Origin of the sequence: Chromohalobacter canadensis (assembly GCF_034479555.1) — a bacterium.
In the GTDB taxonomy this organism is placed as follows: domain Bacteria; phylum Pseudomonadota; class Gammaproteobacteria; order Pseudomonadales; family Halomonadaceae; genus Chromohalobacter; species Chromohalobacter canadensis.
On the sequence record NZ_CP140151.1, the window covers coordinates 240,010 to 258,483 of the forward strand.

Sequence of the window (18,474 nt, forward strand, 5' to 3'; positions counted from 1 at the left end):
GATCATGACCGCTCGTGCTGCGGCTCGACGGCACGATCAAGTTGCAAGCGCCAGCGCACCAGCATCGGGGCGTCAGTCAACGAGACCTGGCCCAGCAACTGGCGGAAGCGTTGTCGCATATCGTCATCATCAGGGTCGACCAGCGTCAGCCAGACTTCACAAGCATTGATCTGGTGATGCCGATTCTCCTGCTCGCTCGCCACGCGATAAGCCTGTTCGGCCAAGCGACGCACGTCCTGAGGCGCATGCCCCAGCGCGTGGCGAACGCGCACCATTTGCAGGGTCAGCTCCGGTAAATACAACGAATCGCGTTCACGCGCGACCATCAAGCATTGGTCCAGATAATCCTCGGCCCGGGCATATTCTCCCAGCGCCAAGCAAGCATCGCCGTACCACAGCAAAGGGCGTTGATAACGACCTTGTCCCGTGGCCTCCGCCACCCGCGCCATGCTCTCTTCAAGCAGTTCCAGGCCCTGCGGGTCGCCACTCATCGCCTTGTGCCAGCCGAGAATGCCTTGCGCCGAGTAATGCCAGAGATGCAGATCCGGCGTCGACGTCACTTCGTGCGCGCGTTCGGCGCGTGCCGCTGCCATGTGTACATGTCCTAACTGGCGATACAACGCCGCGGCGAAAATTAGCGACAGCGCCAACGAGCCGGGATGCTTGATCGACTCGGCCAGACGTATCGCCGCCTCGATCTGTTGCTCGGCACGCCGATAATCGCCGCGCAGGCACAAGGCCCAGGCATGGTAGCAAGCCGCTGCGACCTGCGGATGATCGGAAAACGGCAACCAATCGAGCACCATCGGCTGATGCAGCGGATCGATTTCCTCTAGATGTTCGAAGGCATGACGCACACGCCCCGCCCAGTATTCGCAATGCGCTCGCGCATAATCCGCCAGGCGCTGGTAACGCGGATCGACGAGGCGCTCGGCGAACGCCGACAAGCGCGCCGCCAATGCAAATGCATCGGCATGCGCATGGCGCTGGCTGCAGCCGACCCATAACCCCCAGGTCACCAGGAACGGTTGCTCGTCATCCGGTTCGTCGTCTTCTACGCACCGCGCCTCCAGCGTCCCCAACATATCCTTGGCGCGCACGAAGCTCTCATGCGCCGTGGGCGAACCGTGCCCTTCGAGCGCAAAGGCAGCCTGGCCGCGCACCGTCAAAAGGCTAATGTGGCGCTCTTCCTGCGAGTCGAGACCTTGCAGGCACTCCAGGCCCGCATCGGCCATCTGTAGCGCCGTGCGGTTGGCACTCAGCTTGAGGGCGGCCCGCGCGGCAAGTTCAAAGTAGCGCGCCGCCCGCGCATGGTCACCGCTACGACGCAAGTGAGACGCGAAGTATCCCGGATGCTGACCAATCAAGGCCGGGAAGCGCTCCTCGATGAGCGTGACGACCTGGTGGTGGAGCCGCTCCCTGACATCGCGAGGACAGGAAAGGTACGCAGCTTCCTGCAAAAGTTGATGAACGAACTGATAGTCGAATGGGCTATCGCCATGGCAGGGCTCGATGATCTCCAGGCGTTGCATGTGATCGAGCACCTGCTTGAGACGTGTCTCGCCGAGCCCGGTGCATTCGCGCAGGAAAGCGACCCGGAATTGGCGCCCGAGCACCGCCGCGACATGCGCCACATCGCGGTCGGCATCGAGCTGCTCGATGCGGCTGGAAAGAAGCCCCAGTAACCCACGTGGCAACTCATCCACCTGGACGCGACGCCCCTCGCGCCGATCCATGTCGAGACGCCGACAAATTTCTTGCAAGTAAAGCGGCACTCCGTCGCAACGCTCGATGAGCTGCTCACGCAAACGCGGGCTGATATGCAGCCGATAGTGCTTAGCCAATTGCACCAGCAACCGTGACGACTGCGTGCTGTCCAGACGTCCCAGCACGATGTGCTGGTCCCAATTGAGCCGCACCGGCAACGCCTCGCGCCCATGGTGGCTCGCAATCAGCATGAAGGGAACATTGATCGGCAGGCGTGCCTGTAATGCCAGCAACACCTTGAGCGAGAGTTCATCCATCCATTGCAGGTCATCGATGACCAAGGCCAGCGGGCGGCTCGCGGTGATGCGCTCTATCAGCGAATGGAAGAGTTGCGTGACCGGCTCGAGACTCTCACCCAGGTCACCGTCACCCTCATCACTCAGCGCTTGGTAGAGTACCCCGCGCTGCGATTCGTCCAGCGCCGGCTCATTAGCCAACCAGGTGGAAAGCGTTGAGCCATCGACATCTCGGTCGAGATACCAACGCAACAGCGCGCGCACCACTCCGTAAGGGGTCTGGGTCGACAAGCGGGTCGTCGGCTGCCAACACAGGGCGATCTCCTGGCTTTGCTCCAGTTGCCGGAAGCTTACCAACAACGCCGACTTGCCCATGCCCAGCGCACCTTGCACCAGCACGCTCTGGCGCAACCCGATGACTACCCGGGCCAGCGCATCGCGCAACTGTCGCAGTGCCGCTTCGCGCCCGATCAAGCTCGGCGGCGTGGCATCGCGCCCGCCTTCGTCGACCCCCAGTACCAACGCACGCAGACGCACCCGCCCATCGGCGGCTAGCAAGCGCGTCGTCAGGCGCGGCTGCAAATCCAGCGCGGGGGGCATGTGCTGGCTCGCCTCTTGCGAAATCACCAGCTCGCTGCCCTGGGCGGCGCTCATGAGCTCGAGTGCCGGCTGCGTCACCTGTCCCAGGGGGTCGGCCAAGCGGCGTTCGGGCAGATACAACCCACGCCCGCTGTTGAGGCCCGCGGCCAGTTCGAAGCGTGGCGCCGGATCGCCCCCCGACCAGTGACGCTGAACCTCCTCGGGGAGCTGGCGACGACAATGCTCGTACAAAGCCACCAGTTCGGCCAATTGGTGCGCCGGCCCATGGGTGCCGAAACAGGCTAACCCTAACCCGCCGGTGGCGCCAGGCAGCCAGAAGCCACCCAGTAGATGACATTGGCGCTCCAGCCAACGCATCAGCTCTACTTGCAGGAGCAGACAGGCGTATCCTTGAGCACGCTCCTGCCAGTCGCCCTTCAAGTGCAGCCGAATCGCCATCACCGATAGCTGGCGATAGTCGATCTCGTCTTCACGCACGGGGGCACTGTCCAGCGCCACGGCCCGCGAAAAGGCGCCCTGAGGCGAGGTCGGCGCCGTCGGCTGTGCGCCACCCGACCAGTAGCGTGCCAACTGTAAAAACTCGGCATCGGGCTGCTGGCCAGACAGTGCCAGCATTTCCAGATAGGCATTGAACTGCTCATGCGCAGCGGCAATTTGTCCCTTCTCGGCCAACTGACGCACCAAGCGTTCATGGAAGGGGCCATACCCCGAAAAACGACTCACCAACTGACGCAAAATCTCCTCGGAGACGTCATCGACGCCGTCCAGCGCTTGCTCGATATAGGCGGTCATGCGTTGGCGCCATTCGCCACGCACCTTGACCAACCAGCGCTGGAACTCACTGCACTGCGGCAAGTGCAGTTCTTCGACCAAGTCGCCACGATACAACGCGAGCAACTCGTCGATGGCACCGATCTCGGGTGGCGCCTTGAGCAGCGTCTCGATACGACGCACATCCATTACCCAATACGATTCCAGATGCAACGCGATGCTTTGACGCGAGACCGTCAAGGCCGACTCGGCCTCATCGCCGAGACCTTGCCGCAGGCAATGCAGCGCATGGCGCAAATTGGTGCGCCCCGACGACAAGCCTTGATCGGGCCACAGCATTTCCGCCAGTCCAGCGCGATTGGCCGCTTGCTCGTTGAGCAACAGATAGACCAACAACGCCTTGACTTTGTCATAGCTGAACTGGGTGAGCGTGGAGCCCCCCACCGACATCGAAAAATGCCCGAAAAGCGTCAATCGAGGCGGTTCCCGGGTGTCCTGAGTCATGGTCGTCATACTCTGATTGGGCCGTTAGACACTGTCTGAAAAGTGCCTGCGCTCGATCATACGGCGTTAAAAATGAGCTCAAAGTACTCATTTACGACGTGTAAACTCCGTCTATTCGCCAATTTTTGCCTTGTCTGATCATCGCTCGTCGACTTTTCAGACGAGGCCTTACGCCGGCGAGCGCGATCACGCTGCCGACGGCACACCGCTGTGGAAACGAAAGCAGGTATCCGGTGATTCGATCAGTTCGCGCTCACGCTCGGCGAAGAAAGCGATACGCGGCGCGATATCCTGCGTGGCGTACTTCTGCGCCAGCGCCAGATAATCTTCGTAATGGCGTCCTTCCGACTTAACCAGAGCGCGATAGAACTTGGCAAGCTCATCATCCAGAAAAGGGATCAGAGACGCGAAGCGTTCACAGGAGCGTGCCTCAATGAAGGCGCCGACGATCAGGGTATCAACCAGCCGTTGCGGATCGTCCTTGCCGACATGCTGGCGCAATCCCGCTGCATAGCGCGAGGCGCTGAGTTGGCGATAGCGCACGCCACGCTCGCGCATCAAGGTCACCACCTGCTCGAAATGCAAGAGTTCCTCGCGGGCCAGCTGCGACATCTTGGTCAACAACTCAGTATGCTCGACATAGCGATACATCAGATTCATCGCCGTGGATGCCGCCTTTTTCTCGCATTGAGCGTGATCTATGAGCAATAGCGACGGATGCTCCAGCGCTGCCTGAACCCAGGCATCCGGCGTTGCGCATGGCAAAAAGTTCAACAGTTCTTGGGGTAGCAAGGCGTTTGCGTCAGTAGACATGGCTTTCTTCTATCAGGTGAGCGGTCATGGAAGTTAAACGGAAGGCTCGATCGGCGCTGTTGTCAGGCGTCGGGGCGCCTCTTGCATCAACGCTTCCTGCAACGCCGCGTACAAGGCATCGGGCGCAAGGCGAGCCACGCTTGCGTGACGCTGTAGTCCATAGCGACTCAAATCCTGCATACGCGTACGCCCCACGCGCAGCAGCTCTATGGCGCGTGACAACGCTGGCTGCTCGCTGCGAAAGCGAATTCGGTGACGTATCAGTTGCGCCTCCAGGCACTCCGGGTCCTCGACACGCAGGAAGCGCGAGGCAACCCGCACACGCAAGGCATCCAATGCCTGCATGCGCGCTGACCGGGCCTCGGCATCGAGCGCGAACCAGTCGCGAATTTCGTCCTCAGTGCGTTGGCAACCACGGCATACGCGATCACCGACGGTCGTCGAGCACAATCCCACGCATGGCGACTGGATACGCTTTTCTTTGCTCTCGTTGGCGACCATCTCACCTCCCCTTTACCCGAGCACTCATGGTATCGCAAGCGCCGCTACAGCGACCATCATGCATGGGCATGCCTTTGCACATCCTCTCAGCGCCCGGCATAGACGGCCTTCTTAACATTGTTGACAGTTTCGAGTAGAATCTCGCTGCCTATTTAGACCGGTGACAACCTGCCCCCAGGTCGTGTCCGCCGTGCGCGTGCGTAGTCGTAGAAGTGATTAGCGCCACGCGCATCGCCCCGCCCTGGTTTCGATGACTGACGAGGGTCCCAACGTGCTTGAAGCCTACCGCCAACATGCCGAGCAACGCGCGCGCGAAGGCGTGCCGTCCCAGCCGCTAAACGCCGAGCAGACCGCCGAACTGGTCGAGTTGCTCAAGGCGCCGCCCGCCGGCGAGGAAGAAACGCTTCTCGAGCTGCTCACCAACCGCGTCCCGCCCGGCGTGGACGAAGCCGCTTACGTCAAGGCCGCCTTTCTGACTGCCATCGCCAAGGGCGAAGCCACGTCGACGCTGCTCGATAAGACGCATGCGGTCAAGCTGTTGGGCACCATGCAAGGCGGCTACAATATCGCCACTCTGGTCGAACTGCTCGATGACGAGACGCTCGCCCAGGAAGCCGGTGAACAGCTCAAGCACACCCTTTTGATGTTCGATGCCTTCCATGATGTCGCCGAACGTGCCAAGAACGGCAACGCTATCGCGCAAGCCGTGCTCGAGTCCTGGGCCGAGGCCGAATGGTTCCTGGCCAAGCCGGCCCCCGCGGAGAAAGTCACGCTGAGCGTGTTCAAGGTGCCGGGCGAAACCAACACCGATGATCTTTCCCCCGCCCCGGATGCCTGGTCGCGCCCCGATATCCCGCTACACGCCAACGCCATGCTCAAGAACCCGCGCGAGGGCATCACGCCGGAAGCGCCGGGCAGCAAGGGTCCCATCGCACAGATCGACGAGGTCAAGGCTAAAGGCTTTCCGGTCGCCTATGTCGGCGATGTCGTGGGTACCGGATCATCGCGCAAGTCGGCTACCAACTCCGTGCTTTGGTTCTTCGGCGACGACATTCCCAACGTGCCTAACAAGCGCGCCGGCGGGTTCGTGTTCGGCAGCAAGATCGCCCCGATTTTCTTCAACACCATGGAAGATGCAGGCGCCCTGCCCATCGAGATGGATGTCTCCAAGCTCGAGATGGGCGATGTCATCGATGTTTATCCCTATGAAGGCAAGGTAACGCGTCACGACAGCGACGAGGTCGTCTCCACTTTCGAACTCAAGACGCAGGTGATCCTCGACGAAGTCCGCGCCGGGGGCCGCATCCCGTTGATCGTGGGCCGTGGCCTGACCGAAAAGGCGCGTAACGAACTTGGCCTCGATACCTCCGACATTTTCCGTAAGCCGGAACAGCCGATCGATACCGGCAAGGGCTTCACCTTGGCGCAGAAGATGGTTGGCAAGGCCTGCGGCATGGACGGCGTACGTCCAGGCATGTACTGCGAGCCCAAGATGACGACCGTCGGCTCGCAGGACACCACCGGCCCGATGACCCGCGACGAGCTCAAGGACCTGGCCTGCCTCGGCTTCCAGGCCGATCTGGTGATGCAGTCATTCTGTCACACGGCGGCTTACCCGAAGCCGGTCGATGTCGAGACCCATCACACCCTGCCTGACTTCATCATGAACCGTGGCGGCGTTTCGCTGCGCCCGGGTGACGGCATCATCCACTCGTGGCTCAACCGCATGCTGTTGCCAGACACCGTCGGTACCGGCGGCGACTCCCATACCCGCTTCCCGATGGGAATCTCCTTCCCGGCAGGCTCGGGCCTGGTCGCCTTCGCCGCCGCCACCGGCGTGATGCCGCTGGATATGCCGGAATCGGTCCTGGTGCGCTTCAAGGGCAAACGCCAGCCCGGCATCACGTTGCGCGACCTGGTGCATGCGATTCCCTATTACGCCATTCAGGACGGTTTGTTGACCGTCGAGAAGTCGAACAAGCAGAACTTCTTCTCGGGCCGCATTCTGGAAATCGAAGGCCTCGAGGATCTCACCGCCGAGCAGGCGTTCGAGCTCTCCGACGCTTCCGCCGAACGCAGCGCCGCTGGCTGCACGATCACTCTGGACGAGGAGCGGGTCGCCGAGTATCTGAACTCCAACGTCACTCTGCTCAAGTGGATGATCAGCAATGGCTACGGCGATGCCCGCACGCTGGAGCGCCGCATCCAGGCCATGGAAGAATGGCTGGCCGATCCCAGCCTGATGCGCGCCGATGCCGACGCCGAGTATGCCGCCGTGATCGAGATCGACATGAGCGAACTCGACCAGCCCGTGCTGTGCGCGCCCAACGACCCTGACGACGCGCGCCTGCTCTCCGATGTCGCCGGCGAGCAGATCGACGAAGTCTTCATCGGCTCATGCATGACCAACATCGGCCACTTCCGCGCCGCCGGCAAACTGCTCGAAAAACAACCCCCAGGCAGCTTGAAGACCCGCCTGTGGCTTGCGCCGCCTACCAAGATGGACCAACATCAGTTAACGGAAGAGGGCTATTACGGCATTTACGGGCGTGCTGGCGCACGCATGGAAATGCCGGGTTGCTCGCTGTGCATGGGCAACCAAGCACGCGTGGCGCCCAAGTCCACCGTGGTCTCGACCTCCACGCGCAACTTCCCCAACCGTCTGGGCGATGGCGCGAATGTCTACCTGGCTTCCGCCGAGCTGGCCGCCATTGCGGCCGTCGAGGGACGTTTGCCGACCGTCGAGGAATACAAAGGTTACATGAGTGAGTTCAACGCCATGGCGGGTGAAATCTACCGCTACATGAACTTCCATGAAATCGAAGAGTTCCAGAACGCGGCCGCGAACGTGATCCCGGTCGCCGAGGAAGCCTGACCACTCGTCTCCAATGCTCGCCTATTGAGAAAGAGTGCAGGTCACCGAAACGCCCCGCCGATGCGGGGCGTTTTTTATGGTGTCGCCACATACCAACGTCCATGTACGTTTTTTAACACTGTTCGCCTTGTCAGTGAGCCAGACAGACGCTTAGATATAAAACGCTTGTTCGCGTCCCCATTCCATACGGGTATGGGATGGGACGGCAGGATGCCATGACATTCCGACCGCCCGGCGCCGCGCCTCGAGGCCGGCACATAAGGGTACGTCGTGATGACCAATCAAGGAGAACCCCATGAAACTCAAGGCTTTGATCACCGCTTCCGTGGCCACGTCGAGTCTTCTCGCCCTCGCCCCCAACGCCATGGCTGCTCCCAGCCCCGAAGGCTTGTACTTCGGTGTCGGGACCGGCTTCAGCTCGCTGGAAAACGATGATGACGACGTTGACGATTTTATCGAGTCGGGTAGCGAGGACTTCGATGTCGACGATGACGACAACAGCTTCAAGGGCTTCGTCGGCTACAACTTCAACCGCTACTTCGCAACAGAAGCGTTCTATGCGGACCTCGGACGTGTCGAGCTCAAGGGCAACGACACGGCCAATACCGACCTCGAGTCAGAAGCTTATGGCGTCAGTCTCGTCGGCAAGCTGCCCATCACGAATTGGTTCGAGCTTTTCGCCAAGGCTGGCATGGCGAAGTGGGAAACCGATGTCGACGGCAATCTCGGCGGCGCCAGCACCGACCTGAAGGACAACGATGGCGTTGACCCGGTCTATGGCGCCGGCGCGCAATTCAACTTCACCCCTTTCCTGGTGCGCGCTGAATACGAGCGCTACGACTTCGACAGCGACTACCAGGTGGACTCCTTCTCCGCATCCGTGGGCTGGCAGTTCTAAACAACGCCTCGTCATGCACCGCTGTACAAGACGCCGGGCCTCGCCCGGCGTCTTCCTGTCATTTTGCTAGTTCTTCTTCCCCCAAGGCCGCAATGGCGCGACGTTCAAGGCATGGCATGATGACACCTGTTTCAGCGAACGCCGCACAGGCGAGGAGACTGCATGCCCACTATCATCACCCCCGATATTTGTGACGCCTATCCCGACGTCAAGGTGATCGAGCCATCGTTGGCCAATGTCGGCGGACACGACGCCTTCTATGGGCCGGTGCGCACGGTTAAATGCTTCGAGGACAACTCTCGCGTCAAGGAAGCGGTCAATGAACCCGGCGATGGCGCCGTCCTGGTCGTCGACGGCGGCGGCTCCTGGCGTTGCGCGCTGCTGGGCGACATGCTGGCGGCCAAGGCTGTCGACAATGGCTGGGCCGGTATCATCGTCTATGGTTGCGTGCGCGATATCGACATTCTCAACGAGACTCCAATCGGCATCCAGGCGCTTGGCACGCACCCCCGCAAGAGCGAGAAACGTGGCGAAGGTCAGCGCGATATTCCCGTCACGTTTGGCGGCGTGACGATCGCACCGGGGCAGTGGCTTTACGCCGACAACAACGGAATCGTGATTACCCATGAGCCATTAACGCTAGATGACTGATAGCGCTGCTATTTGCCAGCGGCGAGCGACGATGCGAGGCTTGCAATGTCCTGATAGGAAACGAAGGAGTTGTCATGCTCGCCACCCGCACGTTGCTGGGTGACATTGCGACCCAATTGCGCGCTCAGGGACGAGCGCTACTGGTTTTTCATCTATTCTTCACTGTCCTCGCCACGGCCGTATTGGTCCCGCTGACGACTTGGACCCTGACCAGTCTGCTGCATGCCTTCCATCGTCAGGCGCTCAGCAATGCCCAGATCGCCGACATGGCGCTTTCCCCCTTGGGCCTTGCCTGGGGTCTCGTGGCGCTGGGCCTGAGTTTTCTGCTGATCTTCCTGCAGCAAAGCGGCATGATGCGGTTAGTCGCTGCGCCCGGACCGGGGCGCTACCTCGCGACGATGAACACACTGTGGCAAATCGGTCGCCGCTTTCCGAGTATCGCCGGGCTCACATTCCTTCAGGTCGGCGCCCACTTGCTGCTCGTCGCTCCGTTCGTGCTGCTGATCGCCTATTGCTACGACGCCTTGCTTGGCGATGCCGAGCTCTACGTCGTGATGCGCATGAAACCCCCGGCCTTATGGCACTTCGCCACACTCGGCGGTGGCCTAGCGCTCATCGCACTATGGTGTCAGGCATGGCTCTATGCGCGCTGGTTTTTGGCGCTACCCGCCCTGGTGCTGGACCGACTTCCCCCTCTCCAGGCGCTGGCACGCAGTCGTGCGCTCACAAGAGGGCGACACACACGCATCACGGCACTGGCACTGACATTCGCCTTGGGAGTCGCCGCACTGCCGGTCCTGTTCAGCATCCTGTTCAATAGTCTGGCGTCGCCGCTGATCAGCCATCTACCCGACCGCATTTCACTGCTGATTCCCGTCATGCTGGTCTACGTGGCGGCCTATACGCTTTCGATCATCGCCGTGACATTTCTCGGTGTCGCGGCCAACAGCCTGCTGGTAGCCAACCTCTACCGACGGTTGGGGGGCAGCATGCTCGGTGTCACGGACTCGCCAGCACCTACGCAGTCGGGCTGGTGGGCCTGGACCGCCGAGGCCGTCTTGCTGGTCTTTGCGCTGCTCCAAGCGGGATGGGTGCTAAGTGACTTCCAACTGCGCGACGATGTCGCCGTCACCGCCCATCGCGGCAGTTCGATGGCGGCACCGGAGAACACCTTAGCGGCGATGCGCCAAGCCATCCAGGAAGGCGCCGACTATCTGGAACTGGACGTCAGGCTGTTGCGCGATGGCAATGTCGTCCTCTCTCACGACCGCACATTGGAACGCCTCACCGGTCAGGCACTGGCGGTCAACGACCTGACGCTAGAAGAAACACGCGATATCGATATCGGCAGCTGGTTCGGTGATGACTTTTCCGATGAACGCTTGGCCACGCTCGATCAGGTGATTGGCCTGGCGCATGGCAAGTCGCGCCTGTACGTCGAACTCAAGCCAAGCACCGGCAACGAGCAGGCGCTCATCGAAGCGGTCGTCGAACGTTTGCGACGTTACGGCATCGCCGACAGCGCGGTCATCGCATCGTTATCGCCGACGATTATTCGCGACGTCGAGGACTATGCCCCCGATATCGATACCACGCTGTTCGTTCAATTCCTGCTCCCCGGCGCTCTGACCTCAACCCCGGCCGATATCATCGGCCTGCGTCACACCCGCGCCGATGCCGGGACTGTCAACATGGTGCATGACAGCGGCCGCGAATTGCATATCTGGACCGTCAACAGCGCCCGTGACATGTCGCGCTACATCGATATGGGCGTCGACAATATCATCACCGACCGTCCTGCAACGCTGATCGACCTGCTCACCGAACGCGCCACCCTCAGCGATGGCGAACTGCTGTTGCTCAAACTGCGCAACTGGCTGCATCAGTAACGCACCGTCCGGAATCGAGTAGGAGGGGGAGTCACCTCCCCCGTCCTCTCACACCACCGTACGTACCGTTCGGTATACGGCGGTTCATGAAGAACGGCTAAGCCCTCTTGCCGTGTCGAGTACCGAAATCAGCCCCTGCTGCTCGAACCACTTCCGTGGCAGGGCCTGATTCATGTGCGCGGCTCCCGCATTCCACCAAGGACCTCGCCCATTCCCCGCTGATTTCCAGGCACGGGGCTCATCCAACCCTAGCGCCAGAAGTTTCCTACGCCGGGTGCCTGGACGTTTCCACTGTCGCCAGATCACGCAGCGCAATCGTCGGCGTACCCATTGATCCAGCGCTTCCAGGGGACGCTTCACATCGACGAGGCTGAAGTAGCTGGCCCAGCCGCGTAGGACGGGTGCCAACGCCTCAGTGACTCGCCGGATGTTGTGGCCCCTGCCACGCTTCAGGCTCTCGCGGACACGCTGCATCAAGCGCTGCAGGCTGGCCTTGGCCAGCGTCAGCTTCGGCAGTTTGTGCCGGGTCAGCGTGTAGCCCAGATACCCACGGCGCCACGGCCGGTCCACCGCGCTCTTGGCGCGATTGACCGTGAGTCTAAGTGAGTTCTCGAGAAAATCACTCAGGCTGGCCATCACGCGCTCACCCGCTCGCCGGCTCCGTACATAAATCTGCATGTCGTCGGCGTAGCGGCAGAAGCGGTGGCCGCGGCGTTCCAGTTCTTTGTCCACGTCATCCAGCAGGATATTCGCCAGCAGCGGACTCAGCGGTCCGCCCTGGGGCGCTCCCTGCTTTCTTGGTGTGGTCAGGCCGTGCTGGAACATCCCAGCTTCCAGATAGCGACGGATCAAGCGCAGCACTCGCTTATCGTGAACGCGACGCGCGACCCGCGCCATCAACAGGTCGTGGTTCACGCGGTCGAAGAAAGCTTCCAGATCGAGATCGACCACCCAGCGGTGGCCGACAGAAACGTGAGCCTTCATCGCCGAGACGGCCTGCTGGGCACTGCGCCCGGGGCGATAGCCGTAGCTCGATGCGGAAAAGCCCGGATCGAAGATCGGCGTCAGCACCTGCAGCAGCGCCTGCTGGATCAGCCGGTCGGTGACCGTGGGAATACCAAGCTGTCGTGTCCCGCCCTTGGGCTTGGGGATCTTGGCGGCTCGGATCGGGCTGGGGGTGGTACTCACCGGCCAGCAGCCGCTCGCGCAGCGTCGGCCAGTACTGTTTCAGATGGTCGGTCAACTGGTCCACCGTCATGCCGTCGGCACCCGGTGCGCCTTTGTTGGCGACCACCCTACGGTAAGCCCGCGCCATGTTGGCCTTCTCTACCACGGCTTCCATGAGCGGGGCGGGCTCCGCTTTCGTCCACGATGACGACGCCGGGACCGTCTCGACGCCCACCGGCTGGGACTGAACTGCACCCCGAAAGTTGGACATCCAATCCAACCTTCGGGGTGTTTCTATGAAGAACCAGTACAGCGACCAGTTTAAGCTGCAAGTGGTGCAGCAATACCTGAGTGGAGATGTCGGCCTAGAAGTGGTTGCCCATCAGTTGGGTCTGGACTATTCCATGGTCAGGCGATGGGTGGAGCAGTACCGGCAGCATGGGCCTTTGGGATGGCGCCAAACACGCCGTCACTACAGCCCAGCGTTCAAGCGTGAGGTGCTGGAAAGGAGGTGGCGCGACGGCTTGTCGATCCGACAGACCGAGATCCTGTTTGATATCCGTGCTGCTGGCGCTATTGGCAGATGGGAGCGTCAGTACCATAGTGGTGGCCTAACTGCCTTGGAACCGAAACGTACGGGACGCCGCCCGATGCCCCAGAAGCCCCCATCGCCAACGCCTGAGCCTCCCGCCGATGGTGAGCGCTCCCATGAGGAGTTGCTCGAGGAGCTGGCCTATCTGCGGGCAGAGAATGCCTATCTAAAAAAGCTCGATGCCTTGGCCCGAGAGAAACGGGCGACGACACGGGGCAAAAAGCCCAAGCCGTCCAAGGGTTAAGGCATGAGCACCCCCTAGCGCTGCTGCTGCGTGCGGCATCGCTGCCGCGCAGCACGTTCTACTACCAGCTCAAGGCCCTGAGGGCTGACGATCTGTATGCGCCTCTGAAGGCGCGTATCCAGGCGATCTATGATCACCACAAGGGACGCTATGGCTATCGCCGTATCACCGCTGTGCTGCGCCAGGCAGGCGAGGCGGTCAACCACAAGACCGTCCAGCGGTTGATGCAGCAGCTGGGCTTGAAGTCCCGCGTTCGCCCCAAACGATATCGAGCTTATCGCGGCGTCGAGGGCTATGCCGCTCCCAATACGCTACAGCGTCGATTTCAAGCCCAAGGGCCGAATCAACGCTGGGTGACCGACATCACCGAATTCAAGGTCAATGACCAGAAACTCTACCTGTCACCGGTCATGGATCTGTATAACGGCGAAATCATCGCCTTCCAGACTGGGCCACGACCGGTATTCGGCCTAGTGAAGCATATGCTGAAGAGCGCCTTTGACCGGCTCAGGCCGGATGATCGGCCTCTATTGCACACGGATCAGGGGTGGCATTACCGCCACCCTAACTATCGTCGCCTGGTGGCGGAGAAGCGGATACTGCGCAGCATGTCACGGAAAGGGAATTGTCTGGACAATGCCGCTATGGAGAGTTTTTTCGGCACCCTGAAAGCGGAGTACTTCCATCTGAACCGGTTCGATACCGTTGAGCAGTTGCAGCAAGGCATTGCCGAGTACATCCACTACTACAACCATCAGCGGATCAAGCAGAGACTAAAAGGCCTGAGCCCCGTGCAATACAGGACTCAGGCCATGGCCGCCGGTTAAGAGAACTAACCGTCCAACGATTGGGGGTCAGTTCAGACGCGGGGTTCCACCCCGGCCCCTCTGGGTGGGTGGCGGTGTTAGCGCCCATTGCTGTCTTCACGATCAATCCTCGAGACGTCATCGCCTACTCGCGGTTCTTCATGTTCGGCCCTTGGTGCCGGGGTGAACCGGCACTTACTATGGCCTTGGCTGACGTCTGATGGTCCCTCCCGTCGCCTCTCGACGCCGGTAGCACCGTGGCAGACCACCAGACCTCCCAGGGTAAGACGCGCGACCTTCCCGCTTATGCCTGTCGGATTTACGTCATGGCGTTTCGTGCAAGTATCGGGCTTTGGTGATCGTTGCCACCTCACCCCGCCAGGACGCCTCATATCCGCTTCCTGTTCGTCAGGCCAGCGTTTTGCCTCGGGCTTCCTTCGGATTCTCCCTCGCAGAAGACACCCTTGCCGTCGGCTAGTACTTCCCCTTGCCGGGCGTACAGGGGACTTTCACCCCCCAGTCATCCCGAGGCACCACCCTCGGGAACAGCGCCAGTCTGGCGCTGCGCGCCATGCCTGGCGCACAACGAAAAAGGCGTGCCCGTCATTGGGCACGCCAGATACCGCATGGAGATGTATCGAGCCGATGAGGGACCGCGTCAGCCGACCTTTTCCCCCGCTAGCATGAACCAGGTTTCGAGCACCGCATCGGGGTTCAACGATACAGAGTCGATCCCCTGCTCCATCAGCCATTTAGCAAGCTCAGGGTGATCCGAAGGCCCCTGACCGCAGATGCCGACATACTTGCCCTGTTCCCGGCACGCCTGGATGGCCATGGACAGCAGTTTTTTGACCGCCGGATTACGCTCGTCGAAGAGATGCGCCACGATACCCGAATCGCGATCCAGCCCTAGCGTCAACTGAGTCAGGTCATTGGAGCCGATGGAAAAGCCATCGAAATGCTCCAGGAATTCATCAGCCAAGAGCGCATTGGCCGGCAATTCGCACATCATGATGACCTTCAGGCCCTTGCCTTCGGGAGACGCCGCCTCGCCGCGCTTGAGCCCGTTGGCGGCCATCAGCGACACGACTTCGCGCCCTTCGTCGGGCGTACGCACGAACGGCACCATAATCTCGACGTTATCGAATCCCATGACATCCCGAACCCGTTTCAGAGCGCGGCACTCCAGCTCGAAACATGGGCGGAAGGTCTCCGAGATATACCTCGAGGCGCCGCGGAAGCCCAGCATCGGGTTCTCTTCACCCGGCTCGTAAAGCTTGCCGCCGATGAGGTTCTCGTATTCGTTGGACTTGAAATCGGAGAGCCGCACGATGACACGCTTCGGATAGAACGCCGCCGCCAGCGTGGAGATACCTTCCACCAAGCGGTCGACATAGAAGCTCACCGGATCGTCATAACCCGCGGTACGCAGGTCGATGGTCTGCTGCAGATCGGCGGGCAGCGTCGCGTAATCGATCAATGCCTTGGGATGCACGCCGATCATGCGATTGATGATGAACTCCAGGCGTGCCAGCCCGACACCCGCGTTGGGCAAGCTGGAAAAGCCAAAAGCACGATCGGGATTGCCGACGTTCATCATGATATGGAAAGGCAGCGCCGGCATGTTGTCGACCGTCGTCGTCTTACAATCGTAATCGAGCAGCCCATCGTAGACATGACCGGTATCACCCTCGGCGCAAGAGACGGTCACCTCGCGGCCATCGGCAAGCGCCTGGGTTGCGTCGCCACAACCCACCACGGCGGGAATGCCCAGTTCGCGCGCAATAATGGCCGCATGGCACGTACGTCCGCCACGATTGGTGACGATCGCGGAGGCGCGCTTCATGATCGGCTCCCAGTCGGGGTCGGTCATGTCGGTTACTAATACATCGCCGTCGTGCACCTTATCCATCTGCTCGGGACTGGCCACGATCTTGACCGCGCCCTGGCCAATACGCTGGCCGATGGCGCGACCATCCACCAGTACGCGGCTTTTTTCCTTGAGCTGAAAACGCTCGAGCTTGCCACCCTCCACGTTGGAGACCACGGTTTCGGGACGTGCCTGAACGATGTACAGCTTGCCATCGTCGCCATCGCGCGCCCATTCGATGTCCATCGGGCGTCCATAGTGCGCCTCGATGGTCACCGCTTGCCAGGCCAACGCCATGACCTCGTCATCGCCTAGACAAAAACGTTGACGGTCAACGTGCGGCACATCCACGGTCTGCACCGAACGGCCAGCGGCGCTTTCTTCGCCGTAGACCATCTTGATCAGCTTGGAGCCCAGTGTCCGACGCAGCACGGCCGGACGCCCTGCCGCCAGCGTCGGCTTGTGGACGTAGAACTCATCGGGATTGACCGCCCCCTGCACGACCGTCTCGCCCAGTCCCCAGGAACCCGTCACGAACACGGCGTCGCGGTAACCGGATTCGGTGTCGAGCGTGAACATCACGCCGCTGGCCGCCGTTTCGGAGCGCACCATTTTCTGCACGCCAGCGGAAAGCGCCACGTTCTCGTGCGGATAACCGCGGTGCACACGGTAGGCAATGGCACGGTCGTTGAATAGTGACGCGAAGACCTCGTGAACGGCGCGTTTGACGTTGTCGAAGCCCTCGATATTGAGGAAGGTTTCCTGCTGCCCCGCAAACGACGCGTCGGGTAGATCCTCCGCCGTCGCGGAAGAGCGTACCGCCGCCTTGAGATGCGGATGCTTGTCCTGCAGCTGGCCATACGCTTCGGCCAAGACCCGTTCGAAAGCCGGCGGCAATGGGGTATCGATTACCCACTGACGGATCTGCGCCCCCGTCTCGGCCAGGGCCGTGACATCGTCGACATCCAGACGCGCCAACGCGTCGTTGATGCGCTCGTTGAGTCCCTCGTGCGCGAGGAATTCGCGATACGCGACGGCGGTGGTGGCAAAGCCGCCAGGCACAGTGACACCGGCATCCGCCAGATTGGAGATCATTTCCCCGAGCGACGCATTCTTGCCGCCTACCCGCTCAACATCATCCATGCCAAGCTGATCGAACCAAACGATATACTCTTCCAAGAGAACCCCCTCGAGTCAGGACGGCCGCGATGGCGACGTCGTCACAGCCAGTACCGCGCGAGGCGCGGCGGATGTTCGTACCCTATCAAGGGGGCTGGCTATTCACCATTGGTCTAATAGCGAAGGGGTTGGAGTATTTTTACAACAACACGGCATTTTCGAGGTTTCTTGTAGTCGGCGTGCCAAGCGCGACGAATGCCTATTTGCGCTTGTCAGAAAGGGGCCAGAGAATAGACAGATCATTTTCGCCACGTTCGGACATTGCCATGCCCCGCACCGCTTACTTCATCTCCGATGGTACCGGCATCACTGCGGAAACACTGGGCCGCAGCCTGCTCGCCCAATTCGAGGGCGTCGAGCTCAACCTGGTGGTCAAGCCCTATATCGATACGCTGGAAAAAGCCCACACCCTGGCGGCCATCATCGCCCAGACCGCCGAGCGTGACGGCGCCCGCCCCATCGTGATCGACACCATCGTCGATCAGTCGATTCGCGCCATCATTGCCGATGCGCCGGGCTTCAAGGTAGACATCTTTTCGACGTTTCTGGCGCCGCTCGAAGAGGAACTTGCGACCCATTCCACGTATACGGTGGGACGTACCCACGCCATTGGCCGCGATGACATTTACATGCATCGCATCGACGCCGTGCACTTCGCGCTCGACAACGACGATGGCGCACGCACGCACCAATACGATCAGGCCGATGTCATCCTGGTCGGCGTTTCACGTTGCGGCAAGACGCCAACGTCACTCTACCTGGCCCTTCAATTTGGCATTCAAGCCGCCAACTATCCCCTGACCGAGGATGACCTGGATGAAGACGGCACCCTGAGCATGCCCAAAGCGTTGGCGCCCTATCGTCACAAGCTGTTCGCCTTGACCATCGACCCACGCCGACTCGCGGCGATTCGCAGCGAACGTCGCCCCAATAGTCGGTACTGCTCGATGGATCAATGCATGCAGGAACTTCAGCAGGCCGAAGCACTGTTTCGTCGCTACCATATCCCCTATATCGACACCACACGCTTCTCCATCGAGGAGATTTCCACACGTATGATCGCCGAAACGAGCCTGACGCGTCGCTTCAGCCCGCGTTGATGCTCGACTCA

At 61.0% G+C, this 18,474-nt stretch carries 11 protein-coding genes; 6 read left to right on the forward strand and 5 right to left on the reverse strand.

Annotation, left to right across the window (positions count from 1 at the left end):
* Positions 1 to 2: 2 nt before the first annotated feature.
* From SR908_RS01200 to SR908_RS01210, 3 genes are all read right to left on the reverse strand, one after another.
* On the reverse strand, positions 3 to 3,878 hold the full coding sequence (locus tag SR908_RS01200; protein WP_246922204.1) for an AAA family ATPase: 3,876 nt from the start codon (positions 3,876 to 3,878) through the stop codon (positions 3 to 5).
* 186 nt (positions 3,879 to 4,064) lie between these two features.
* On the reverse strand, positions 4,065 to 4,691 hold the full coding sequence (miaE, locus tag SR908_RS01205; RefSeq protein ID WP_097024151.1) for a tRNA-(ms[2]io[6]A)-hydroxylase: 627 nt from the start codon (positions 4,689 to 4,691) through the stop codon (positions 4,065 to 4,067).
* A 33-nt stretch (positions 4,692 to 4,724) separates the two neighbouring features.
* The gene (locus tag SR908_RS01210) at positions 4,725 to 5,192 is read right to left on the reverse strand and encodes a DUF1289 domain-containing protein (protein ID WP_246922207.1); all 468 of its coding nucleotides are present in this window, start codon (positions 5,190 to 5,192) and stop codon (positions 4,725 to 4,727) included.
* Between the two features lie 271 nt (positions 5,193 to 5,463).
* Here SR908_RS01210 and acnB point away from each other — a divergent pair, with 271 nt between their 5' ends.
* The 4 genes from acnB to SR908_RS01230 all read left to right on the forward strand — a co-directional run bounded on the left by acnB (position 5,464) and on the right by SR908_RS01230 (position 11,505).
* Complete coding sequence (gene acnB / locus SR908_RS01215; RefSeq protein ID WP_246922210.1) at positions 5,464 to 8,067, forward strand: bifunctional aconitate hydratase 2/2-methylisocitrate dehydratase; 2,604 nt, start codon at positions 5,464 to 5,466, stop codon at positions 8,065 to 8,067.
* A gap of 295 nt (positions 8,068 to 8,362) precedes the next feature.
* Positions 8,363 to 8,965 (forward strand): porin family protein, encoded by a 603-nt coding sequence (locus SR908_RS01220; protein WP_097024153.1) that lies wholly within the window; start codon positions 8,363 to 8,365, stop codon positions 8,963 to 8,965.
* Positions 8,966 to 9,127: 162 nt separating this feature from the next.
* Positions 9,128 to 9,616, forward strand: coding sequence for a ribonuclease E activity regulator RraA (gene rraA / locus SR908_RS01225; RefSeq protein WP_246922213.1), 489 nt, complete (start codon positions 9,128 to 9,130; stop codon positions 9,614 to 9,616).
* A 74-nt stretch (positions 9,617 to 9,690) separates the two neighbouring features.
* On the forward strand, positions 9,691 to 11,505 hold the full coding sequence (locus tag SR908_RS01230) for a glycerophosphodiester phosphodiesterase (RefSeq protein ID WP_097024155.1): 1,815 nt from the start codon (positions 9,691 to 9,693) through the stop codon (positions 11,503 to 11,505).
* A gap of 84 nt (positions 11,506 to 11,589) precedes the next feature.
* Here the strand turns inward: SR908_RS01230 and ltrA are convergent, their stop codons facing one another.
* On the reverse strand, positions 11,590 to 12,693 hold the full coding sequence (ltrA, locus tag SR908_RS01235) for a group II intron reverse transcriptase/maturase (protein ID WP_246922216.1): 1,104 nt from the start codon (positions 12,691 to 12,693) through the stop codon (positions 11,590 to 11,592).
* A gap of 275 nt (positions 12,694 to 12,968) precedes the next feature.
* Here ltrA and SR908_RS01240 point away from each other — a divergent pair.
* Positions 12,969 to 14,335 (forward strand): IS3 family transposase gene (locus SR908_RS01240; protein ID WP_407652255.1). Its coding sequence is split into 2 segments (ribosomal slippage): positions 12,969 to 13,431 and positions 13,431 to 14,335, totalling 1,368 coding nucleotides; the frame shifts between segments, so codons are not numbered across the junction.
* Positions 14,336 to 14,972: 637 nt separating this feature from the next.
* Here the strand turns inward: SR908_RS01240 and ppsA are convergent.
* Positions 14,973 to 17,363 carry a phosphoenolpyruvate synthase gene (gene ppsA / locus SR908_RS01245; protein ID WP_246922643.1) on the reverse strand — a complete coding sequence of 797 codons (2,391 nt, stop codon included), beginning with the start codon at positions 17,361 to 17,363 and terminating at the stop codon, positions 14,973 to 14,975.
* Positions 17,364 to 17,629: 266 nt separating this feature from the next.
* Between ppsA and ppsR the strand changes: the two genes are divergently transcribed.
* Entirely contained in the window at positions 17,630 to 18,463 is an 834-nt protein-coding gene (gene ppsR / locus SR908_RS01250) for a posphoenolpyruvate synthetase regulatory kinase/phosphorylase PpsR (protein ID WP_097022874.1), read from the forward strand.
* Positions 18,464 to 18,474 lie beyond the last annotated feature (11 nt).